Origin of the sequence: Nocardiopsis sp. LOL_012, from assembly GCF_048060475.1 — a bacterium.
Taxonomy (GTDB): domain Bacteria; phylum Actinomycetota; class Actinomycetes; order Streptosporangiales; family Streptosporangiaceae; genus Nocardiopsis.
In genome coordinates, this window is the sequence record NZ_JBHMIV010000009.1 from 39,737 (window position 1) to 59,428 (window position 19,692).

Sequence of the window (19,692 nt, forward strand, 5' to 3'; positions counted from 1 at the left end):
GCCCCGTGCGGAGCCGCGTCGGGCACAGTGTCCCAGACCCAGTGTGCCGCGCGCATATTTCCGGAGTGTTTCCGCGCACACCCGGCCCCGGAGGCGCGCACCACAACGGCGTCACCGCTGGTGGGGGCCGGGGGAGGCGCCCCCGGCCCCGGAGGGCGGGAACGCTACCCTCGAAGGCGTGGCACAGTTGAGAATCGCACTCGCCCAGGTCAATCCCACGGTCGGCGACCTCGCCGGGAACCGGCGCCTCGTTGTGGAGTCCGCGCGCCGGGCCGCGGAGGAGGGCGCCCACCTCGTGGTCATGCCCGAGATGGTCGTCACCGGCTACCCGGTCGAGGACCTCGCGCTGCGCAACTCCTTCGTGTCTGCCTCGGTGCGCGCCACGCGCGAACTCGCGGCCGACCTGGAGAGCGCGGGCCTGGGGGAGACCCCGGTCGTGGTGGGCTTCCTCTCGCGCCGGGAGGGACGCTCCGGCGCCGGGGGGCACAGCGGACAGCCCGCGGGGGCGCCCCAGAACTCCGTCGCCGTCCTGCACCGCGGCCGGGTGGTGCTCACCTCGGCCAAGCACCACCTGCCCAACTACGGGGTCTTCGACGAGTTCCGCAACTTCGTCCCCGGGGACACCCTGCCCGTCGTGCGCGTCCACGGCGTGGACGTCGCCCTGGTCGTGTGCGAGGACCTGTGGCAGGAGGGCGGGCCCGCCACCGCGGCCCGTGTCGCCGGGGCCGGGCTCGTCCTCTCCCTCAACGGCTCCCCCTACGAGCGCCACAAGGACGACGTGCGCCTGGACCTGTGCCAGCGCCGCGCCCGGGAGATCGGTGCCGCCCTGGCCTACGTGAACATGGTCGGTGGCCAGGACGACCTGGTCTTCGAGGGCGACTCGCTGGTGGTGGACGCCGAGGGCGAGCTCGTGGCCCGCGCCCCCCAGTTCGACGAGCACCTCCTGGTGGCAGACCTCGACCTGCCCGAGGCGCACGACCCCGGTCCGGCCGCCGCCCCGGACGGGGCCGACGGGCTGCGCATCGTCCGCCACACCCTCTCCGACACCCCGGTGGCGCCCTACGAGCCCCGGCGCAACACGGTGACGCCCCGCCCCGACCCGCTCTCCGACACCGGTGAGGTGTACCAGGCACTGGTGGTGGGTCTGCGCGACTACGTGGTCAAGAACGGCTTCGCGTCCGTGCTCGTCGCCGTCTCCGGCGGCATCGACTCCGCGTTGGTCGCCACGATCGCCGTGGACGCGGTGGGCGCCGACCGGGTGCACGGACTGCTCCTGCCCAGCGAGTACTCCAGCGGGCACTCGGTCACCGACGCCGAGGACCTCGCCAAGCGCCAGGGTTTCGCCGCGCGCACGGTGGCCATAGCGCCGATGGTGACCGCCTTCGAGCGGGCGTCGGCGTCGGCCGACACCCCTCTGAGCGGCCTGGCCGCGGAGAACCTCCAGGCCCGCGTGCGCGGCACCCTGCTGATGGCCGTCTCCAACCAGGAGGGCCACCTGGTCCTGGCCACCAGCAACAAGAGTGAGTCGGCCACCGGCTACTCCACCCTCTACGGCGACTCCGTGGGCGGGTTCGCGCCCATCAAGGACTGCTGGAAGACCCTGGTGTGGGACCTGGCACGCTGGCGCAATTCCGAGGCCGAGCGCCGCGGCCAGGTGCCGCCGATCCCGGAGAACTCGATCAGCAAGCCGCCCAGCGCCGAACTGCGCCCCGACCAGCTCGACAGCGACTCGCTGCCCGACTACGAGGTGCTCGACGCGGTCCTGGACGCCTACGTGGGCACCGACAAGGGCGAGGCCGAACTGGTCTTCGCCGGGTTCGACCGCGATCTGGTCCGCCGCGTCATCAGGCTGGTGGACCGGGCCGAGTACAAGCGCCGCCAGAGCGCGCCCGGCACCAAGATCAGCTCCCGCAACCTCAGCCGGGACCGCCGCCTGCCCATCACCAACCGCTGGACCGTGTGACCGGTGCCGGAGCGGGCGCGCCGCAGGGCGCGCCCCTCACGCGGCCGCGCGCCGGAAGAGGGTGAAGTCCGCCCCGCTGTCGAAGGCGGTGGTCTCCACGCGCGTGAAGGCGGTCGGGTCGAACTCGGCGTCGAAGAGCGGACGCCCGGCCCCGGCGAGGACCGGGTAGCGCTTGAGCAGGATCCCGTCGATCTCCGGGAGCAGTGCCCCGGCCAGGGTCGGGCCGCCGATCAGGCAGAGGTCCAGGCCGTCCTCCTCGCGTTTGAGCCCGCGGACCGTCTCGACGGGGTCGGCCCCGGTGACGGTCACCGCCGGATCGGTGTCCGTTGCCAGCGTCGTGGAGAAGACGTACTGCTCCATGTGGGCGTAGGGGCTGGTGACGCCCTCTCTCAGTCCGACCTCGTAACTGCCCCTGCCCTGGACCAGGGTGCCGTAGCGCCTGTTGGGGGTGTCGGGGGCCAGCCCCAGATGGCCCCGGGCGTGGGTGGGTACGAGCTCCGGGAGTTCGCTCAGGAGGTGCTTCGCGGTGTCCCCGGCGAGTGGGAAGAAGCCGAAGGAGCCGTCGGGGCCGCAGACGAAACCGTCCAGGGTGACGCCGACGACGTAGGTGAGTGTGCGCATGGTCCTCCTCGAACCAAATACCACTACGATTGAAGTGGTTAACGTAAAGTACTTCGCTTGTAGTGGTTGAGTCAACGCGGTTCGAGGGGACGGAGAGGTCCATGGCCAGGAACCCTGAGCGGCGCGCCGCACTGTTGGACGCGGCCCTTGGCGTGCTCGCCGATGAGGGGGCGCGCGGGCTCACCTTCCGCGCGGTCGATGCCCGCGCGGGTGTGCCCACGGGCACGGCCTCCAACTACTTCGCGAACAGGGACGGGCTGCTGGACGAAGTCGCCGTCCGCGCCTACGAGCGCTTCATGCCCGCCCCGGCCGAATGGGAGGGGGCGCTCCAGGGCACCCGTGACCGTGCCCGGCTCACCGAGCTCATGCGGGGCGTGGTGCACCGGATGCTGCGGGCGCCCGAGGTCCACCTCGCCCTGCTGGAGCTGCAACTGGAGGCCGTGCGCCGCCCCGGTCTGCGGGAGGGGCTCACCTCCCGTGTCCGCGAGGACCTGGACGCCAACATCGCATTCCACGCCCGTGCCGGCATGCCCGGGGGGCGCAGGACGGTGGTCCTGCTCTACCTCGCTCTCAACTGGCTGGTCACCGAGCACCTCACGCTCCCCGGGGTCCTGGAGCCCGAGGGCTCGGTGGATGACCTGGTCGCCGCAGCAGTGGAGCGGATCGCCCCCGAGGACTGACGTCGGCCTCGGGACTCGGTTCGGTGACGAACCGCCGCCGGGGCGTGTCCCCTCGCCCCCGGCCATTGCCCGTAGTTGTCTTGTTGTGACCAGGGGTAGCGATGGGGGGAATGGCATGGGCTGGTGGAGCAGGGTCGCCGTCGCAGTGGCCGGGGCGATGGTCGCGGCCGGGGCCGGGGCTCCGGTGTCGGCCGACGGGGTGACGGGCGCCGCCGCGCGGGCGGGCCTGGACCGCTCGGCGTTCGTCAGCTTGCGGCTGTCCGCCGATGAGAGGAGACCGCGGCCGGGGGAGGAGGTGGTCTTCCGTGCCAGTGTCGCCAACACCCACGGTGCGTCCCTGCGGGGGGCGGTGCTCGTCCAGCACCTGCCGGAGGGACTTGAGGTGACCGGGGTCGGCGGCGACGGCGAGCGGGAGGGCACTGTGGTCTCCTGGGGGGTGGACGTTCCCGAGGGCGGTGAGTCGGTGTTCACTCTGCGCACGCGGGTGCCGGAGGGGGCGCGCGACGGCGAGCGCCTGGAGACCACCGCCTGCCTGCGCTACGGCCGCGGCGCCGAGCCGGTGGTCTGCGCCGGTGACGCGGTCACGGTGGCCGAGTCCGCAGTGCTGTCCAGGGTCCGCGCCTTCGTCGCGCAGAGCGAGACGCTCCAGGCCGCCGCGGTGGCCCTCACCCTGGTCCTGGCCCTGCTGCTGTGGCGCCGGTTCTCCCCGAACCAGGGCTGAACGGGTGGTCCGGGCATCGTTACGTCAGTGTGTCGTATCAACGCGGGTGAGTACTACGCGCCGTAGTAGTCTGGCGCCATGGACATCTTCTACTCCGCGCTCGTCTTCCTGCACATGATCGGCCTGGCCGGCATCGTCGCGGGCTTCCTCATGCAGGTGATCTCCGGCAACGAGAAGTCGCCGAAGGTCCTGCTGCACAGCTCTCTCCTCCAGCTCGTCACCGGCCTCGCCCTCGTCGGCGTGGCCGAGATGGCCGACATCGGCGAACTCGACCACGCCAAGGTCGCCGTCAAGCTCACGGTCGCCCTGGCCGTGGTGGTCCTGGGCGTGCTCAACCTGCGCAAGCCCTCCACCCGTCTGGCCACCGTCGCCGGTGCCCTCGCCATCGTCAACATCGCCGTGGCGGTGTTCTGGTAGGACGGCCCGTGCCGGCTGCGGCCGACCGATCCGCGCAGTCGCCGGTGGCGGCGGGGGCCACCCCGCCGCCACCGGCTTTTTCCTGTGCACCATGACTCCTCAGCGCGGTGTTTCTGAATTCTTGCAAGGTTTTGCTAACCCCTTTCCGCAGGTCAGGGGGGTCCGTGCTGTGTGCTCCATGGGTGGTCGGAGAAGAGGATTCCCGTGTTTTCGCACTTCGGCACGGATTCGATCGCGGAGGGCGAGGGTCTGGGTGCGCATGAGAGGCCCCGTTCACAGGGGACCGCTTCTCTGTTAGGTTCATCACTGTCACGCAAGTTCTTGCATAGAATGCAAGAGTGTGACGTTGCGGTGGAACGGCCCGCCGCGAACCCCCCAAGGAGCGTGTATGAGCCCAAGACGACACAGGACGGGCGGGGCCCTGGCGGCCCTCGCCCTCGGCGCCGCGCTGGCGGCGGCACCCGCCTCGGCGGCCCCCCAGCAGACGCCCCAGCAGCCCCCGCAGGCTCCGGCCGCCCAGGCCGACCACAACGGTGAGACGATCGTCCACCTCTTCGAATGGACCTGGGACTCCGTCGCCGCCGAGTGCGCCGACTTCCTCGGCCCGAACGGCTTCGGCGGCGTCCAGGTCTCCCCGCCCCAGGAGCACGTGGTCATCCCCTCGGCGGAAGGCGCCCAATACCCCTGGTGGCAGGACTACCAGCCGGTCTCCTACCGCATCGACAACACCCGGCGGGGCACCGCTGCGGAGTTCCAGACGATGGTCGACACCTGCCGCGACAACGGGGTCAAGGTCTACGTCGACGCGGTCATCAACCACATGACCGGCCCCGGTTCCGGCACCGGAAGCGCCGGCACCGCATGGGAGTACCACAACTACCCCGACCTCTTCGGCGACGGTTCGGCCTCCTACGGCTACGCCGACTTCGAACCCTGCTACGAGACCATCTCCGACTGGAACGACAAGTGGCAGGTGCAGAACTGCCGCCTGCTGGAGCTGTCCGACCTCGACACGGCCGACCCCCTGGTCCGTGAGCGGATCAGCCGCTACCTCGACGGCCTGGTGGACATGGGAGTGGCGGGCTTCCGCGTGGACGCCGCCAAACACGTCCCCGAGGCCCACGTCCAGGACATCTTCGGCGGCCTGGGCGACGTGCCCGGTTTCGGGGGGAGCCCGGACGTCTACTACGAGGTCTACGGCGACGCCACCATCCCCTACACCCAGTACACCTTCGACGGCGGCCGCGTCACCAACTTCGACTACCAGCGCGACATCGCCTCGAAGTTCGCCGACGGCACCATCTCCGGGCTGGCGGGCCTGCCCGACTACGGCGGACTCTCCGACGACCAGGCCACGGTGTTCATCGACAACCACGACACCCAGCGCTCGGCCCCCGCACTCACCCACAAGGACGGCGACCGCTACTACCTGGCCACCGCCTTCATGCTCGCCCACCCCTACGGGCAACCGAAGGTGATGTCGAGCTACGAGTTCGGGCACAACGAGGCCCAGGGGCCGCCCAGCGTCGGCGAGGTCGCAGGCAACCCGGCGGGCTGGATCACCGAGGACACCGACTGCGCCAGCGCCGCCTGGATCTGCGAGCACCGCCACCCCGCCGTCGCCGGCATGGCCGCCTTCCGCAACGCCACGGGCGACACCGCCGTCGTCGAACGCGCCACCGACGGCAGCTCCCGCCTGGCCTTCGACCGCGGATCGCGCGGGTTCGCCGCCTTCAACGCCGGAGGCGGCACCTGGAACCTGACCACCGGCACAGGCCTGCCCGACGGCACCTACGAGAACGCGGCCGGCGACGGCGCGTTCACCGTCTCCGGCGGACAGGTCACTGTCGCGGTCCCCGCTAACGGAGCCGTCGCGCTGCACATCGGCGGCGAGTGCGACGACCCCGAGGAGTGCGGCGGCGAGACCGGCACCCTCTCCGCGACCGTCCACACCGACCCCGGCCAGGAGGTGTACGTCGTCGGCTCCACCCCCGGACTCGGCTCCTGGAACCCCGGGGAGGGGGTGCGGCTCACCACCGACGAGGACACCTACCCCGTGTGGACCGGCTCGCCCGCGATCGACGCCGGAGCCGAGTGGAAGCTGGTCAAGCTCGATGCCTCCGGGAACGCCGTCTGGGAGGAGGGCGGCAACCGCACCGGTCCCCCCTCCGCGACGGTGACCTGGGGATCGACCGGCGGTGGCCCCGCCTGCACCACGGTCACCGCCGAGTTCGACGTCCGGGCCGAGACCTACTACGGCCAGGAGGTGTACGTCGTCGGGTCGATCCCCGGACTCGGCTCCTGGAACCCGGCCGACGGCCTGCCGCTGGGCACCAACGAGGCGGACTACCCGCGGTGGGGCGGCTCCACCGCGCTACCGACCGGTACCGGGTTCGAGTACAAGTACGTGAAGATCGACGGCGCCGGCAACGTCGAGTGGGAGTCCGGAGACAACCGCGTCGCCACCGGTGACGACAGCGGAGGCGGCTGCACACGGGTCTTCACCGGGCACTGGCGCTGACCGCCCCGGCGGGCGTCCCCGCCACGGCCGCCGGTGACGGACCGGGACCACTCCCCCCGGTCGGGGCACCCCCGCGCACACTCCTTTCGCGCGGGGGTGCCCCACGTCTCTCAGTCGTCGTAGAAGACGCGCTCCATGACGGCACGGGCCCGCCGCGTGGTCCGCAGGTAGTCCTCCGTCAACTGCTCGGCGGTACCCGTCGACACCTCCTCGGCCTCCCCGGAGCCCTCACCGGCCCGGTACCCCATCGCCTCAGCCAGGGCCGCCCGCACCCGCAGGTCCGAGGGCAGCGAGTCACCGCCGCGCCCGCGCACCAGCATCACCGTCCCGCGCACCCGGGAGGCCAGCCGCCACGCCTGGTCCAGCACGGCACCGTCGTCGGCCGCCAGGAACCCGTGCGCCACGGCCGCGTCCAAGGCTTCCAGCGTCCCCGTCGTCCGCAGGTCCGGGTACTCGTGGGCGTGGCGCAACTGGATGAGCTGCGCCACCCACTCCACGTCCGAAAGCCCGCCCCGGCCCAGCTTCGTGTGCAGGGTCGGGTCCGCTCCCCGGGGCAGCCGCTCGGCCTCCATCCGCGCCTTCAGCTTGCGGATCTCCAGCACCGCCGACGGCGCCACCCCGCCCTCCGGGTAGCGCAGCGGATCGATCAGCGCGGTGAACGACGCGCACAGGTCCGCGTCGCCCGCGATCGTCTTGGCCCGCAGCAGCGCCTGGCTCTCCCACACCTGCGACCACCGGCCGTAGTAGGCGGCGTAGGAGTCCAGGGTGCGGACCACCGGACCGCTCTTGCCCTCCGGACGCAGGTCGGTGTCGACCTTCAGCGGCGGCTCCGCCGCGGGCATCTCCAGCAGGCGCGCCAGCTCCCGTACGATCGCCAGGGCCTGGCGGGTGGCGGCGCCGGTGTCCACCCCGGGCAGCGGATCGTGCACGTACATCACGTCGGCGTCGCTGGCGTAGGTCAGCTCGCCGCCGCCGAACCGGCCCATCGCCACCACGCACATCCGCGTGAGCCGCTCGCCGCCGGTCTCGGCCACGCCTCTGCCGATGGCCGCCTTCAGCGCCGCGTCGATGGTCACCGCCGCGATGTCGGTCAGAGCCGTGCCCACGTCCTGGACCGACGACACCTCCAGCAGGTCGGCGGCGGCCGTCCGAAGCAGTTCGCGGCGGCGCAGCGCCCGCAGCGCCGCCACCGACTCCTCGGCCCGCTCATAGCGGCGCAGCGCGGCGTCGGCCTCCGCTGCGAGGACCTCCGGTCTGCGGCGCACCAGGTCGGCGTCGTCGGCCAGCGTCGCGACGGAGTCGGGGGCCCGTACGAGTAGTTCGGTGACGTAGCGGCTGGTGCCCAGCAGCCAGGCCATCCGCTCGGCCACCCGCACGTCGTCGCGCAGCAGGCGCAGGTACCAGGGGGTCGTCCCCAGGGCGTCGCTCACCTGGCGGAACCCGAGCAGGCCCGCGTCGGGGTCGGGGGAGTCGGAGAACCAGCCGAGCATCACCGGCAGCAGCGTCCGCTGGATCGCCGCCCGCCGGGACACCCCCGAGGTCAGCGACCTCAGGTGCCGCAGCGCCCCTGAGGGGTCGGCGAAGCCCAGCGCAGACAGCCGCACCTCCGCCTGGTCGGGCGTGAGCCGCACCTCCTCCTCCGGCAGGCGGGCCACGGCGTTGAGCAGCGGCCGGTAGAAGAGCTTCTCGTGCAGGCGCCGCACCTCGGCCGAGACCTTCTTGCGCGCCTCGGTGAACTCCCGCACCGGGTCCGCCGTGAACCCGAGTGCCCGGCCCAGCCGCCGCAGGTGGTCGGGGCCGTCGGGGCTTCTCGGGTCGGGCATCAGGTGGGTGCGCCGCAGCTTCTCCAGTTGCAGCAGGTGCTCGGTCCGGCGCAGGAACCGGTAGGCCTCGGCCAGCCCCGCGGCGTCGCGCCGGCCCACGTACCCGTGTTCCGAGAGCGCCGCCAGGGCCTCCAGGGTGTTGCCCGAGCGCAGCCGCTCGTCCGTACGCCCGTGCACCAACTGGAGCAGTTGGACGGAGAACTCGATGTCGCGCAGCCCGCCCGGCCCCAGCTTCAGTTCGCGCTCGGCCTGGCCCGCGGGGATGTGCGCCACCACGCGGCGGCGCATCGCCTGCACGTCCTCGACGAAGTCCGTGCGGCCCGCCGCCTCCCACACCATGGGGGAGATGGCCTTGTGGTAGGCGGCGCCGAGGTCGGCGTCCCCGGCGATCGGCCGGGCCTTGAGCAGCGCCTGGAACTCCCAGGTCTTGGCCCAGCGCTCGTAGTAGGTGACGTGGCTCGACAGCGGCCGCACCAGTGGCCCGTTCTTGCCCTCCGGCCGCAGCGCCGGGTCCACCTCCCACAGCACGCCCTCGGCGTCGGTCTCGGAGGGGATGCGCATCATGGCGGTGGCCAGCCTGGTCGCGGCGCGCATCGCCGTCTGCTCCTCCACGGGCTCCCCGTCCTCGGGGACGGGGGCGGGCTCGGCCACGAACACCACGTCCACGTCGCTGACGTAGTTCAGTTCGCGTCCGCCGCACTTGCCCATGCCGATCACCGCCAGGCGGCACCGCGCGGCGTCACCGGGGTGCTCGGCGCGGGCTACGGCCAGCGCGGCGTCCAGTGTCGACGCGGCCAGCGCGGCCAGTTCGGCGGCGACCTCCTCGACCGGGCTCAGACCCGACAGGTCCCTCCCCGCCAACCGCAGCACCCGCCTGCGGTAGGCCACGCGCAGGGCGTGCTTGAGCCCGTCCAGGGACTGCCCGTCGAACACGGCCGCGACGGGTGCCGCCGCGTCCGGGTCCGCGCCCACGGTGTGCAGCAGGCCGCGCCGCAGCTCCTCCGGGGTGGGCGTGCGGGCGGCGTCGGCCCCGCGCAGCTCCCGCCAGTCGCCGGGGTGGCGCACCAGGTGGTCGGTCAGCGCCGTGCTGGTGCCCAGCACGGCGCACAGCCGGGTGCGCAGGTCGGCGTCCTCGCGCAGTGCGGCGAGCACCTCCCCGGCGTCTCCGCCGGCCTCCAGGACCCGGATCAGCCCGAGCAGGGCCTGGTCGGGGTCGGGGGCCTCGGCCAGTGCGGAGATGACGTCGGTGTCGGCCTGGGAGTCCAGACCGGCCTCCGCCAACAGTCGCAGTGCCCGGTTGCTGTCACTGAAGCCGCGCCTGGCGAGTGTGCCTGCCGTCATGGTGCTCCTACCGTCCCTTGCCACGTTTCCAAGGTAGTGCGCCCGGCGCTGGAGGCACCGGACTGCCATGCCGCTCTCTCTCACCCGGTTTCGGCGGGGGAGGGAGGACCCGGCACACAACGAAGGAGGCCATCGGCGGCGTGGGGAACGCCGCCGATGGCCTCTGAAACCTTCGCCGCAGGCCCTGACGCGCGCCCGGTGGGGCCGACCCCCAGGGGAGCACGTCAGAGCGTCGCGGGCTTAGATGTCGTAGTACAGCTCGAACTCGCGCGGGTGCGGGCGCAGGCGCAGGGAGTCGATCTCCTCGGTGCGCTTGAAGTCGATGTAGGTCTCCAGCAGGTCCTTGGTGAAGACACCGCCCTCAAGCAGGAACTCGTGGTCGGCCTCCAGGGCCTCCAGGGCCTCGTCCAGCGACGCGGGCACCGTCTTGATGGCCTGGGCCTCGGCCGGCGGCAGCTCGTAGAGGTCCTTGTCGACCGGCTCCGGCGGCTCGATCTTGTTCTTGATGCCGTCGATGCCGGCCATGAGCATGGCGGAGAAGGCCAGGTACGGGTTGGCCGACGGGTCCGGCACGCGGAACTCGATGCGCTTGGCCTTCGGGTTCGAACCGGTGAGCGGCAGGCGGATGCAGGCCGAGCGGTTGCGCTGGCTGTAGACCAGGTTGATCGGGGCCTCGTAGCCGGGCACCAGGCGGTGGTAGGAGTTCACCGTCGGGTTGGTGAAGGCGAGCAGCGCCGAGGCGTGCTTGAGCAGGCCGCCGATGTAGTACCGGGCGGTGTCGGAGAGCTGGCCGTAGCCGGACTCGTCGAAGAACAGCGGCGAGCCGTCCTTCCACAGGCTCTGGTGGCAGTGCATGCCGGAGCCGTTGTCACCGAAGAGCGGCTTGGGCATGAACGTGGCCGTCTTGCCCGCCTCGTTGGCGACGTTCTTCACGATGTACTTGTAGAGCTGCACCTTGTCGGCCTGCTGGAGCAGCGTGCCGAACTTGACGCCGATCTCGGCCTGGCCGGCGGTGCCGACCTCGTGGTGCTGGAGCTCGACCTCCAGGCCGGCCTCGATGAGGGTGCGGACCATGTCCGAGCGCAGGTCGCTGTAGTGGTCGACCGGCTCGACGGGGAAGTAGCCGCCCTTGTAGCGCGGACGGTAGCCGCGGTTGCCGCCCTCGATGGAGGAGCCGGTGTTCCAGGCGCCCTCGACGGAGTCGATCTCGTAGAAGCCGGTGTTGGCCCGGGTCTCGAACTTGACGTCGTCGAAGATGTAGAACTCGGCCTCGGGGCCGAAGAAGGCGGTGTCGGCGACGCCGGAGCCGCGCAGGTAGGCCTCGGCCTTGCGGGCGACGTTGCGCGGGTCGCGGCTGTAGGACTCCAGCGTGAGCGGGTCGTGGACGAAGAACGTCATGTTCAGCGTCTTGTGCTTGCGGAACGGGTCCAGGACGCCGGTGCTCAGGTCCGGAAGCAGCAGCATGTCGGACTCATGGATGGCCTGGAAGCCGCGGATCGAGGAACCGTCGAACATCTGGCCGTCGGTGAACGTCGACTCGTCGACGTTCTCAGTCGGGAGGGTGACGTGGTTCACGCCTCCGAACAGGTCCGTGAAACGGACGTCGAGGAACTTGACGTCCTCATTCCGGATAAAAGCGAGCACCTCGTCGACGCTGCTGAACAAAACGAACCTCCGTGCAGGTGGCTGAGACGGCTGGCTCCGGCCCGCTCCATCGCGGGCACCCGGGCGCATGCCGCCTCCCGGCTTCGTCATCGAAGCTAGAAGTGGGTGGTTTCCACACCATGTCTCTATTGTTTCCTGCATGTTACGGACTCCGACGTTGTCGCAGACCAACCGGTGTTAACAGGAGGTTCCATCGCGCCCCGGGACGAAAAGGGCGGCGCGGTAGGGCTTCGGGAGGCCCCTTGCCGCTCCGCCGCCCCGTCCGCGGAGGTGTCCGCCGGGCCGGAGCCGCACGGCTGGGAAGGGGAGGTGCGCGGTGCCGATACCGTGAAGGACATGAGTGACGAAAGGCGCAGCGGCACGGCCGCCCCCGAGGACGACTTCCGCTATCGCGGAAACCGCCTGGGCCTTCCCGAGCACGGCAGCGGGTCGGTCGCCTCCGTACCCCGACGCCTCGCGGGGCTGGCGCTGGACTGGGTCCTCTCGGTGCTGATCGCCGGTGCCGCCGTCGGAGCCGGGCTGGCCGGTCCGGTCCCCGCCTCGGCCGAGGAGGCGGTCCCCCTGGTCCAGACCGCGGCCCTGGCCGTGTTCGCCGTGATGAACCTCGTGCTGCTCACCCTCCTCGGCACCACGATCGGCAGACGCATGGCCGGGGTCGGGATCACCGCGACCGGCGAGCGCCGCTGGCCCTGGCCGGTCTCGATGGCCGTGCGCACGCTGCTGCTGTGCCTGGTCATCCCCGCCGTCGTCTACGACCGGGACACGCGCGGACTGCACGACCGCGCCGCCGGGACCGTCGCCACCCGTTACTAGGGGGTTTCGCCCCGTACCGGGGTGGCGTGTCCGCTGTCAACTGCTGTTAGCATCCGTTCACTCCCATTTTTTCGGGAAATCCCATGATCCGCCGGGTGCTCCCCGCCGCCCGCCCCCGTGGGTCTCCCACCATTCCCCGCGAAGGTCCTCATGCCTGGAAGACGTTCCGCCCCCCGTGTGCCGCGCACGTTCGCCGGAGTGCGCATGTCCGCGGGACAGTGGGTCGCGTGCATGGTCACAGCGGTGTCCATCGTCATCAGCCTCGGCGGGTACGGCTGGTACCAGGGGATCGTCGGCAACATCACCACCACCCAGGTGGACACCGACGCCTGGGACCGCCCGGTCGACGTCGAGGGCGTGATCAACCTGCTCGTCCTCGGATCCGACGTCCGCTCGGGGGAGAACGCCGCCTACGGTGACGCCGAGGGGGAGCGCCCGGACGTCATGCTCATCGCCAGCGTCAACGTCGACAGCGGGTCGGCGACCCTGGTGAACCTGCCCCGCGACCTGGTCGTCGACCTGCCCGCCTGCGAGGCCGTCGAGGGCTACGAGGGGATGGCCGCGCAGGCCGCCCAGCTCAACTCGGCGATGAACTTCGGCGGGGTGGGCTGCCAGTGGAAGGCCATCGAACAGATCAGCGGTGTGCACCTGGACCACTTCGTCATGATGGACTTCGGCGGGTTCAAGGACATGGTGGACGCCGTCGGGGGGGTGGAGATGTGCATCCCCCAGCCCGTCGACGACCCCAAGGCCCACCTGACACTGGACGCCGGACTCCAGACCCTCGACGGAGAGGAGTCGCTCGGCTTCGTCCGCTCCCGCTACGGCCAGGGCGACGGCAGCGACCTGTCCCGGATCGAGCGGCAGCAGGAGTTCATGGGGGCGCTGCTGCGCCAGGTGCTCAGCAGCGAGGTGATGACCAGCCCCGCCGCCATCACCGGTTTCCTCAGCGCGGTGACCGACTCGATCACCACCGACGAGGGCCTGACGGTCGACACCATGACCGACCTGGCCATCTCCATGCGCGAGGTCGACCTGGGCGCCGTCCAGTTCCTGACCGTCCCCAACACCCCGCACCCGGCGAACCCCAACCGGCTCGCCCTGAGCGAGCCCGCCGCCTCCGAGCTGTTCGGGGCGATCAGCTCCGGGGCCGACCTCGCCGGCGGGGACGGGGACGGGCCCGAGGGGGACGACTCGGTCGGGGACGCCCCGGACCCCTCGACGGTCACCGTCGACGTGCGCAACAACACGGGCACCACCGGCCTGGCCGGGCAGGTTCAGCTCCAGCTCCAGGCGGAGGGCTTCCAGGTTCCCAGCACCGGCAACCCCGAGGTCCGCTTCCCCGACGTGACCACCGTCTACTACGGCCCCGGGGACGAGGCCGCCGCGGAGCTGCTGGCCGGCGGCCTGGCCGACGCCGTGACCGAGGAGGTGCCCGAAGGGCTGCCCTACACCCTCGAACTCGTCATCGGTCCGGACTGGACCGACCCCGGAGGGGACTCCTCCCTCACCGAGGAGCTGGGCGCGATCACCGCCGAGGAGGAAGCGGCACAGAGCGCCTGCTGACCTCCACCGGGCTCCTACGGCTTCCCCGTACCGGGTCGACGACAGGGGGACGGACGCCGTCTCGTTCCCCCGGCAGGGTCCGCCGGACGGAAAACGTGTTGACCGAGCGGCGGCCGTCCGGTTGCCTTGGAGGCATGTACTTCCAGGCCCTGATCTACCTCTAGGAACACGGCGCCCCCGGGGCGCCCCGCGCCGTCCGCCGAGGACAGGCGCCCGTCAGTCCTACCCGTAGACAGCCCCTGGAGAGACCACATGACCCGTCGCTTGCACATCGCCATGGTCGGAGTCCCCGCCGTGAGCCACGTCCTGCCCAGCCTGGAGATCATCCGGGAACTGGTCGACCGCGGCCACCGCGTCACCTACGCCAACGACCCCGTGGACCGTGTCGGAGAGCTGATCGCCTCGACCGGTGCCGAACTCGTCCGCTTCACGACCACCCTGCCCACCGGGGACGGGGAGTGGGCCGACGATCCGATCGAGGGGATGGACATCTTCCTCGACGACGCGATCAACTCCCTGCCGGTCCTGCGCGACTTCTACGACGGCGACCGCCCCGACGTGTTCCTGTACGACATCGGCGGCTACTCCGCCCGGGTCCTGGGGATCTGCTGGGGTATTCCGTCCATCCAGCTCTCCCCGACCTACGTGGCCTGGGCGGGCTACGCCGACACCGTCATGGAGTGGTTGCGCACGCAGCCCGGTGCGGCCGAGTACCACGCCAAATTCGATGCCTGGCTGGCCGAGAACGGGATCACGGACCTGGACCACTCGAACTTCGCCGGGGCGCCGGACCGGGCCCTGGCGTTGATCCCGCGTGAGATGCAGCCGCACGCCGACACCGTCTCCGACGCCGTGACGTTCGTGGGCCCCTGTCTCGGACGGCGGGAGGAGCAGGGCACCTGGACCAGGCCCGCCGACGCGGAGCACGTCCTCCTGGTCTCCCTCGGGTCGGCCTACACCAACCTGCCCGGGTTCTACCGGGAGTGCCTGAGGGCCTTCGGCGACCTGCCCGGCTGGCACGTGGTGCTCCAGGTCGGCAAGCACGTGGGCGGCGACGGGCTGGGGGACCTCCCGGCCAACGTCGAGGTGCACTCCTGGGTGCCGCAGTTGGACATCCTCCGGCAGGCGGACGCCTTCGTCACCCATGCGGGGATGGGGGGCTCCAGCGAAGGCCTGTACACGGCCACACCGATGATCGCGGTGCCCCAGGCGGTCGACCAGTTCGACAACGCCGACCGCCTCCAGGAGGCCGGGGTGGCGCGCCGGATCGACACCGAAGACGCCACGGCAGAGACGCTGCGCGCGGCCCTGCTCGAACTGGCCCCGGACCCGGACGTGGCCGAGCGGCTGGCCGGGATCAGCTCCCGGCTCCAGGAGGGCGGCACCTCCTACGCGGCCGACCTCATCGAGGCCGAAGCCACCGCGTAGCACCCCCGGCACCGTCCCCCTCACGGCGGTGCGCCGCCCCTCCCCGGGCGCGGTGGTCGTGTCGGGGACGGCGGTCACGGAAGCGGGTGGTGGGGGCGTCGGAGAGGCGGTTGGCGGTCACGATCTGACACCGTACGTGTCGTTGGGGTAACATCCGGCGGTACGTCCGCCGCCCCTCGGTGCCGTGCCCCGGCGGACGCCCTTCCCCGTCCCAGACCGGATCACAGGTGCTCGCGTGGCTCGCAGAACGCTCTCCCTCCTCACCGGACCCGGTACCGGAGCGTCCCGCGCCCGGTGGGCCGCCCTCGCCGTCGCCGCCGTGCTCGTCGCCGTGGGCCTGGTCGCCTACCTGGGCTACACGGCCCTCGGCGTCCGTACCGAGGAGGTCGACACCGACGCCTGGGGCGACCGCCCCGTCCGCGTCGAGGGCATGCGCACCGTCCTGGTGCTGGGCACCGACGAGAGGGCGCCGGAGCACGCCGCCTACAGCCGTGAGCACGGTGTCCGGCCCGACGTCCTGGTCCTGGTCGGTGTCGACATCGACCGCGGCGCCGTGACCATGGTCAACCTGCCGCGCGACCTCGTCGTGGACATCCCGCCCTGCCCGGCCGTGCGGGGGTACGGCGGCTGGTCCGGGGGACAGGACCAGATCAACCACGCCATGCGCTACGGCGGTCTGGACTGCCAGGGGCGCACGGTGGAGTCGGCTACCGGTGTGCACCTGGACCACATGGTCGCGGTGGACTTCGCGGCCTTCGAGCGGATGGTGGACACCCTGGGCGGGGTCACACTGTGCGTACCCGAGCCCATCGACGACCCCAGGGCCGAACTGCGGCTCGACGCCGGGGAGCAGGAACTCGACGGGCGCCAGGCGCTGGGACTGGCCCGCTCGCGCGCCAGCACCGAGTTCGGCAGCGACCTGGGGCGCATCCGGACCCAGCAGCGGCTCATCGGCGCCCTCCTGCGCGAGGTGGCCGAGGGCGAGGTCATGTCCAGCCCGGCCGCGCTGTACGCCTTCGTCGACACGGTCACCGACCACATGGTGACCGACGACCGCCTCACGGTGGAGGCGATGGCGGAACTGGCGGCCGCGATGCGCGAGGCCGACCTGTCCCGGATGACCACGGTGACGGTGCCGGTGCGCGACCACCCCTGGAACCCGAACAAGGTCGTTCTCGACGAGCCCGCGGCGACCGCCCTGTTCACGGCGGTGGCGACGGGGCGGGCCCTGCCCGGGGCCGGGGACGCCACCCCCTCCGCGCCCTCCACCTCCTCGGAAGCGCCCCCGGCCGTGCCGTCGCAGGCGCCAGACGGTCTCCTGACCGGGCTGGAGGCGGCCTCGGCCGACCTCGACACCGTCTCCTGCCAGTGACACCCGGTCCGCGCACACGGGAGAGCGGGGCCGCCGAACACCGGCGGCCCCGCTCGGGGAACGTGCGGGTCAGCCGGCCTGGCCGCGCATCCCCCGGGGCATCTTGGCGTTCCGGGGCATGGGTCCCTTGGGCATCTGCATGGCCGGGGGCAGTGCCTTGAGCCGGTAGATGAGCTCGGCGACCATGGACTTGTCCAGGGTGCGCGGCAGCTTGAGCAGCGTCCTCTGGAGCTTGTCCAGTGGGACCTGGCCCTCGCCGTTGCCGACCTTGAAGTCGTAGATGTGGATGTCGTGCGCCACGCGCGAGACCCGCTTCTTCTCCCCGGCGATCAAGCCGCGCAGCCGGTTCGGGTCGCCCTCGCCGACCAGGATCACGCCGGGCCGGCCGACCACGCGGTGCACCACGTCCATCTGCTTGTTGGCGGCGACACCGGCCTCCATGGTCCAGTTGCCGCGCATGTTCTCCAGGATCGCCATCCCGGCGCCCAGGCGGCCGTCCAGCATCGTGTACTGGACGCGCTGTGCCGACCGCGTGAAGATGATGAAGCCCACCAGGAGCGCCACCGGGATGCCGGTGAGCGGCCAGATGATCCAGGAACCGGTCCAGATGCCGATCACGACGAACACCGCGAGGATGAGGACCGCGACCGCGGCGGCGATCGGGATCGTGCGCGGGCTCTGCTGGTGGACGACCTTGGCGACCATGCCGATCTGCTTGAGCCGTCCGGGCTGCCGGTCGGCCGTCTTCTCGGAACCCTGCTTTTTCGCCATCGTGCTCTCAGGCAGCGTGCACCGACGGTGTCGGCGGGGAAGGGCGTCCCTGGGCTGCCTTGCCTCCTCTTCGCGGTCGACCTGTGTGCGGCGCCATCGGGCGCCAACGAGCCGGGCGCCTCACCACACCAGGATAGGCGGCCGCTCGCGGGGGTGCGGAACGGTGGCCCGGGAGCCACCGTTCCAGCTTGGTTACGACTGTGGTGATATGCCCTAGAGTGTGGCGTTCGTCGTAGCGGCAGCCTCGGCGTCCCGCTTCTCCCGCGCCTGCTTGTACAGGCGTCCGGCACGGTAGGAGGAGCGCACGAGCGGACCGGACATGACCCCGGCGAAGCCGATCCTCTCGGCCTCCTCGCCCAGTTCGGCGAACTCCTGCGGCTTCACCCAGCGGTCGATCGGGTGGTGCAGCTTGGAGGGGCGCAGGTACTGGGTGATGGTCAGCAGGTCGCACCCGGCCCCGTGGAGGTCGCGCATGGCCTCGACCACCTCCTCCGTCGTCTCGCCCATGCCCAGGATGAGGTTGGACTTGGTGACCAGGCCGTCCTCGCGGGCGCGGGTGATCACCTCCAGGGAGCGCTCGTAGCGGAACCCGGGGCGGATGCGCTTGAAGATCCGCGGCACGGTCTCCACGTTGTGGGCCAGTACCTCCGGGCGCGCTCCGAACACCTCGGCCAGTTGCTCCGGGTCGGCGTTGAAGTCCGGGATGAGCAGCTCGACCCCGGTGCCGGGGTTGAACTCGTGGATCTTGCGCACCGTCTCGGCGTACAGCCACGCGCCGCCGTCGTCCAGGTCGTCGCGGGCCACACCGGTCACCGTGGCGTAGCGCAGCCCCATCGCCTGGACGGACTCGGCGACCTTGGTCGGCTCCATGCGGTCCAGCGGGCTGGGCTTGCCCGTGGCGATCTGGCAGAAGTCGCAGCGCCGGGTGCACTGGTCGCCGCCGATGAGGAACGTGGCCTCCCGGTCCTCCCAGCACTCGTAGATGTTGGGGCACCCGGCCTCCTGGCAGACGGTGTGCAGGCCCTCCTTCTTCACCAGGGACTGGAGTTCGGTGTACTCCGGCCCCATGTGCGCCTTGATCTTGATCCACGGCGGCTTCTTCTCGATGGGGGTCTCGCTGTTGCGCGCCTCCACGCGCAGCAGCTTGCGGCCCTCAGGAGCGATGGTCAACGTGAACCCGTTCCCTTCTGTGCCCCGCACCGGGGCGCCCGCACCCCTCGTGGGGGCCGTGTGTACCCCGGCCGGGGCCGGTGGCTCGTGCGGTCCGGATGGTCATCCGCGGGCGCCGGCGAGCAGCCCGGCGCCGTCGGTGTGGCTGTAGCCCTTCGCGCCGAGGGCGTCCGCCAGGTGCCGTTCGAGGTGTGGCCGCACCTCGGAGACGGGCACGTCGCGGCCGAGCTCGGCGGTGATCGACGTGGTGTCGGCGTCGGAGATCCCGCACGGGACAATCCGGTCATACCATGACAAGTCATTATCGCAGTTCAGTGCGAGCCCGTGCATACCGACCTTGCGGGCGATACGGCAGCCGATCGCCGCGATCTTGCGCTCGATGAGCCCGCGCCCGGGGTCGGCGTCCAGCCACACACCGGTCCGGCCCTCCACCCGCCGTCCGGCCAGGCCGAACTCCGCGATGGTGCCGATGACGGCCTCCTCCAGCATGCGGACGTAGGCGATCACGTCGATGGGGTCGCGCAGCCTGACGATGGGGTACACCGTCAACTGCCCCGGCCCGTGCCAGGTGATCTTGCCGCCGCGGTCGATGTCGACGACGGGCGCCCCCGGGTCGCTCAGAGGACGGTCCCACGCGCCGGTGCGCTTGCCCGCCGTGTACACCGGCTCGTGCTCCAGCAGCAGGACCGTGTCGGCCACATCGTCGGCGACACGGCGCTCGTGCAGCCGCTTCTGCAGGTCCCAACCCTGGTGGTACGGGACCGGCGTATCGCCCATCCACGCGTAAACGAGATCACTCACGCCCTCAACCTTACGCGCC

General features: G+C 71.3%; 15 protein-coding genes. 9 read left to right on the top strand and 6 right to left on the bottom strand.

The window, feature by feature from the left end:
* The first annotated feature begins 178 nt into the window (after positions 1–178).
* Positions 179–1,963 carry an NAD+ synthase gene (locus ACFHWE_RS07950; protein WP_416599970.1) on the top strand — a complete coding sequence of 595 codons (1,785 nt, stop codon included), beginning with the start codon at positions 179–181 and terminating at the stop codon, positions 1,961–1,963.
* A 36-nt stretch (positions 1,964–1,999) separates the two neighbouring features.
* Here ACFHWE_RS07950 and ACFHWE_RS07955 read toward each other — a convergent pair whose 3' ends face one another.
* Positions 2,000–2,584: a dihydrofolate reductase family protein gene (locus ACFHWE_RS07955; RefSeq protein WP_416599971.1), complete on the bottom strand. Its 585-nt coding sequence runs from the start codon at positions 2,582–2,584 to the stop codon at positions 2,000–2,002.
* 101 nt (positions 2,585–2,685) lie between these two features.
* Between ACFHWE_RS07955 and ACFHWE_RS07960 the strand changes: the two genes are divergently transcribed.
* The 4 genes from ACFHWE_RS07960 (at position 2,686) to ACFHWE_RS07975 (ending at position 6,923) form a co-directional block, all read left to right on the top strand.
* Complete coding sequence (locus ACFHWE_RS07960) at positions 2,686–3,264, top strand: TetR/AcrR family transcriptional regulator (protein WP_416599972.1); 579 nt, start codon at positions 2,686–2,688, stop codon at positions 3,262–3,264.
* A gap of 115 nt (positions 3,265–3,379) precedes the next feature.
* On the top strand, positions 3,380–3,985 hold the full coding sequence (locus ACFHWE_RS07965) for a hypothetical protein (RefSeq protein ID WP_416599973.1): 606 nt from the start codon (positions 3,380–3,382) through the stop codon (positions 3,983–3,985).
* 78 nt (positions 3,986–4,063) lie between these two features.
* Positions 4,064–4,402 carry a hypothetical protein gene (locus ACFHWE_RS07970; RefSeq protein ID WP_416599974.1) on the top strand — a complete coding sequence of 113 codons (339 nt, stop codon included), beginning with the start codon at positions 4,064–4,066 and terminating at the stop codon, positions 4,400–4,402.
* 388 nt (positions 4,403–4,790) lie between these two features.
* Positions 4,791–6,923 (top strand): carbohydrate-binding module family 20 domain-containing protein, encoded by a 2,133-nt coding sequence (locus ACFHWE_RS07975; protein WP_416599975.1) that lies wholly within the window; start codon positions 4,791–4,793, stop codon positions 6,921–6,923.
* Positions 6,924–7,033: 110 nt separating this feature from the next.
* Here the strand turns inward: ACFHWE_RS07975 and ACFHWE_RS07980 are convergent, their stop codons facing one another.
* The gene (locus tag ACFHWE_RS07980; RefSeq protein ID WP_416599976.1) at positions 7,034–10,087 is read right to left on the bottom strand and encodes a bifunctional [glutamine synthetase] adenylyltransferase/[glutamine synthetase]-adenylyl-L-tyrosine phosphorylase; all 3,054 of its coding nucleotides are present in this window, start codon (positions 10,085–10,087) and stop codon (positions 7,034–7,036) included.
* 240 nt (positions 10,088–10,327) lie between these two features.
* Positions 10,328–11,752, bottom strand: coding sequence for a type I glutamate--ammonia ligase (gene glnA, locus ACFHWE_RS07985; protein WP_416599977.1), 1,425 nt, complete (start codon positions 11,750–11,752; stop codon positions 10,328–10,330).
* A 336-nt stretch (positions 11,753–12,088) separates the two neighbouring features.
* Here glnA and ACFHWE_RS07990 point away from each other — a divergent pair, with 336 nt between their 5' ends.
* From ACFHWE_RS07990 to ACFHWE_RS08005, 4 genes are all read left to right on the top strand, one after another.
* Entirely contained in the window at positions 12,089–12,565 is a 477-nt protein-coding gene (locus ACFHWE_RS07990) for an RDD family protein (protein ID WP_416599978.1), read from the top strand.
* A gap of 150 nt (positions 12,566–12,715) precedes the next feature.
* Positions 12,716–14,131 (top strand): LCP family protein, encoded by a 1,416-nt coding sequence (locus ACFHWE_RS07995; RefSeq protein WP_416599979.1) that lies wholly within the window; start codon positions 12,716–12,718, stop codon positions 14,129–14,131.
* Between the two features lie 252 nt (positions 14,132–14,383).
* Positions 14,384–15,559 carry a macrolide family glycosyltransferase gene (locus ACFHWE_RS08000; protein ID WP_416599980.1) on the top strand — a complete coding sequence of 392 codons (1,176 nt, stop codon included), beginning with the start codon at positions 14,384–14,386 and terminating at the stop codon, positions 15,557–15,559.
* Positions 15,560–15,794: 235 nt separating this feature from the next.
* Entirely contained in the window at positions 15,795–16,931 is a 1,137-nt protein-coding gene (locus ACFHWE_RS08005) for an LCP family protein (protein WP_416599981.1), read from the top strand.
* 69 nt (positions 16,932–17,000) lie between these two features.
* Here ACFHWE_RS08005 and ACFHWE_RS08010 read toward each other — a convergent pair whose 3' ends face one another.
* The 3 genes from ACFHWE_RS08010 to lipB all read right to left on the bottom strand — a co-directional run bounded on the left by ACFHWE_RS08010 (position 17,001) and on the right by lipB (position 19,673).
* A complete protein-coding gene (locus ACFHWE_RS08010; RefSeq protein WP_416599982.1) occupies positions 17,001–17,702 on the bottom strand; it encodes a DUF4191 domain-containing protein in 702 nt (233 codons plus the stop codon).
* Between the two features lie 213 nt (positions 17,703–17,915).
* On the bottom strand, positions 17,916–18,872 hold the full coding sequence (gene lipA, locus ACFHWE_RS08015; RefSeq protein WP_416599983.1) for a lipoyl synthase: 957 nt from the start codon (positions 18,870–18,872) through the stop codon (positions 17,916–17,918).
* Between the two features lie 102 nt (positions 18,873–18,974).
* On the bottom strand, positions 18,975–19,673 hold the full coding sequence (gene lipB, locus ACFHWE_RS08020; RefSeq protein WP_416599984.1) for a lipoyl(octanoyl) transferase LipB: 699 nt from the start codon (positions 19,671–19,673) through the stop codon (positions 18,975–18,977).
* Positions 19,674–19,692: the final 19 nt, after the last annotated feature.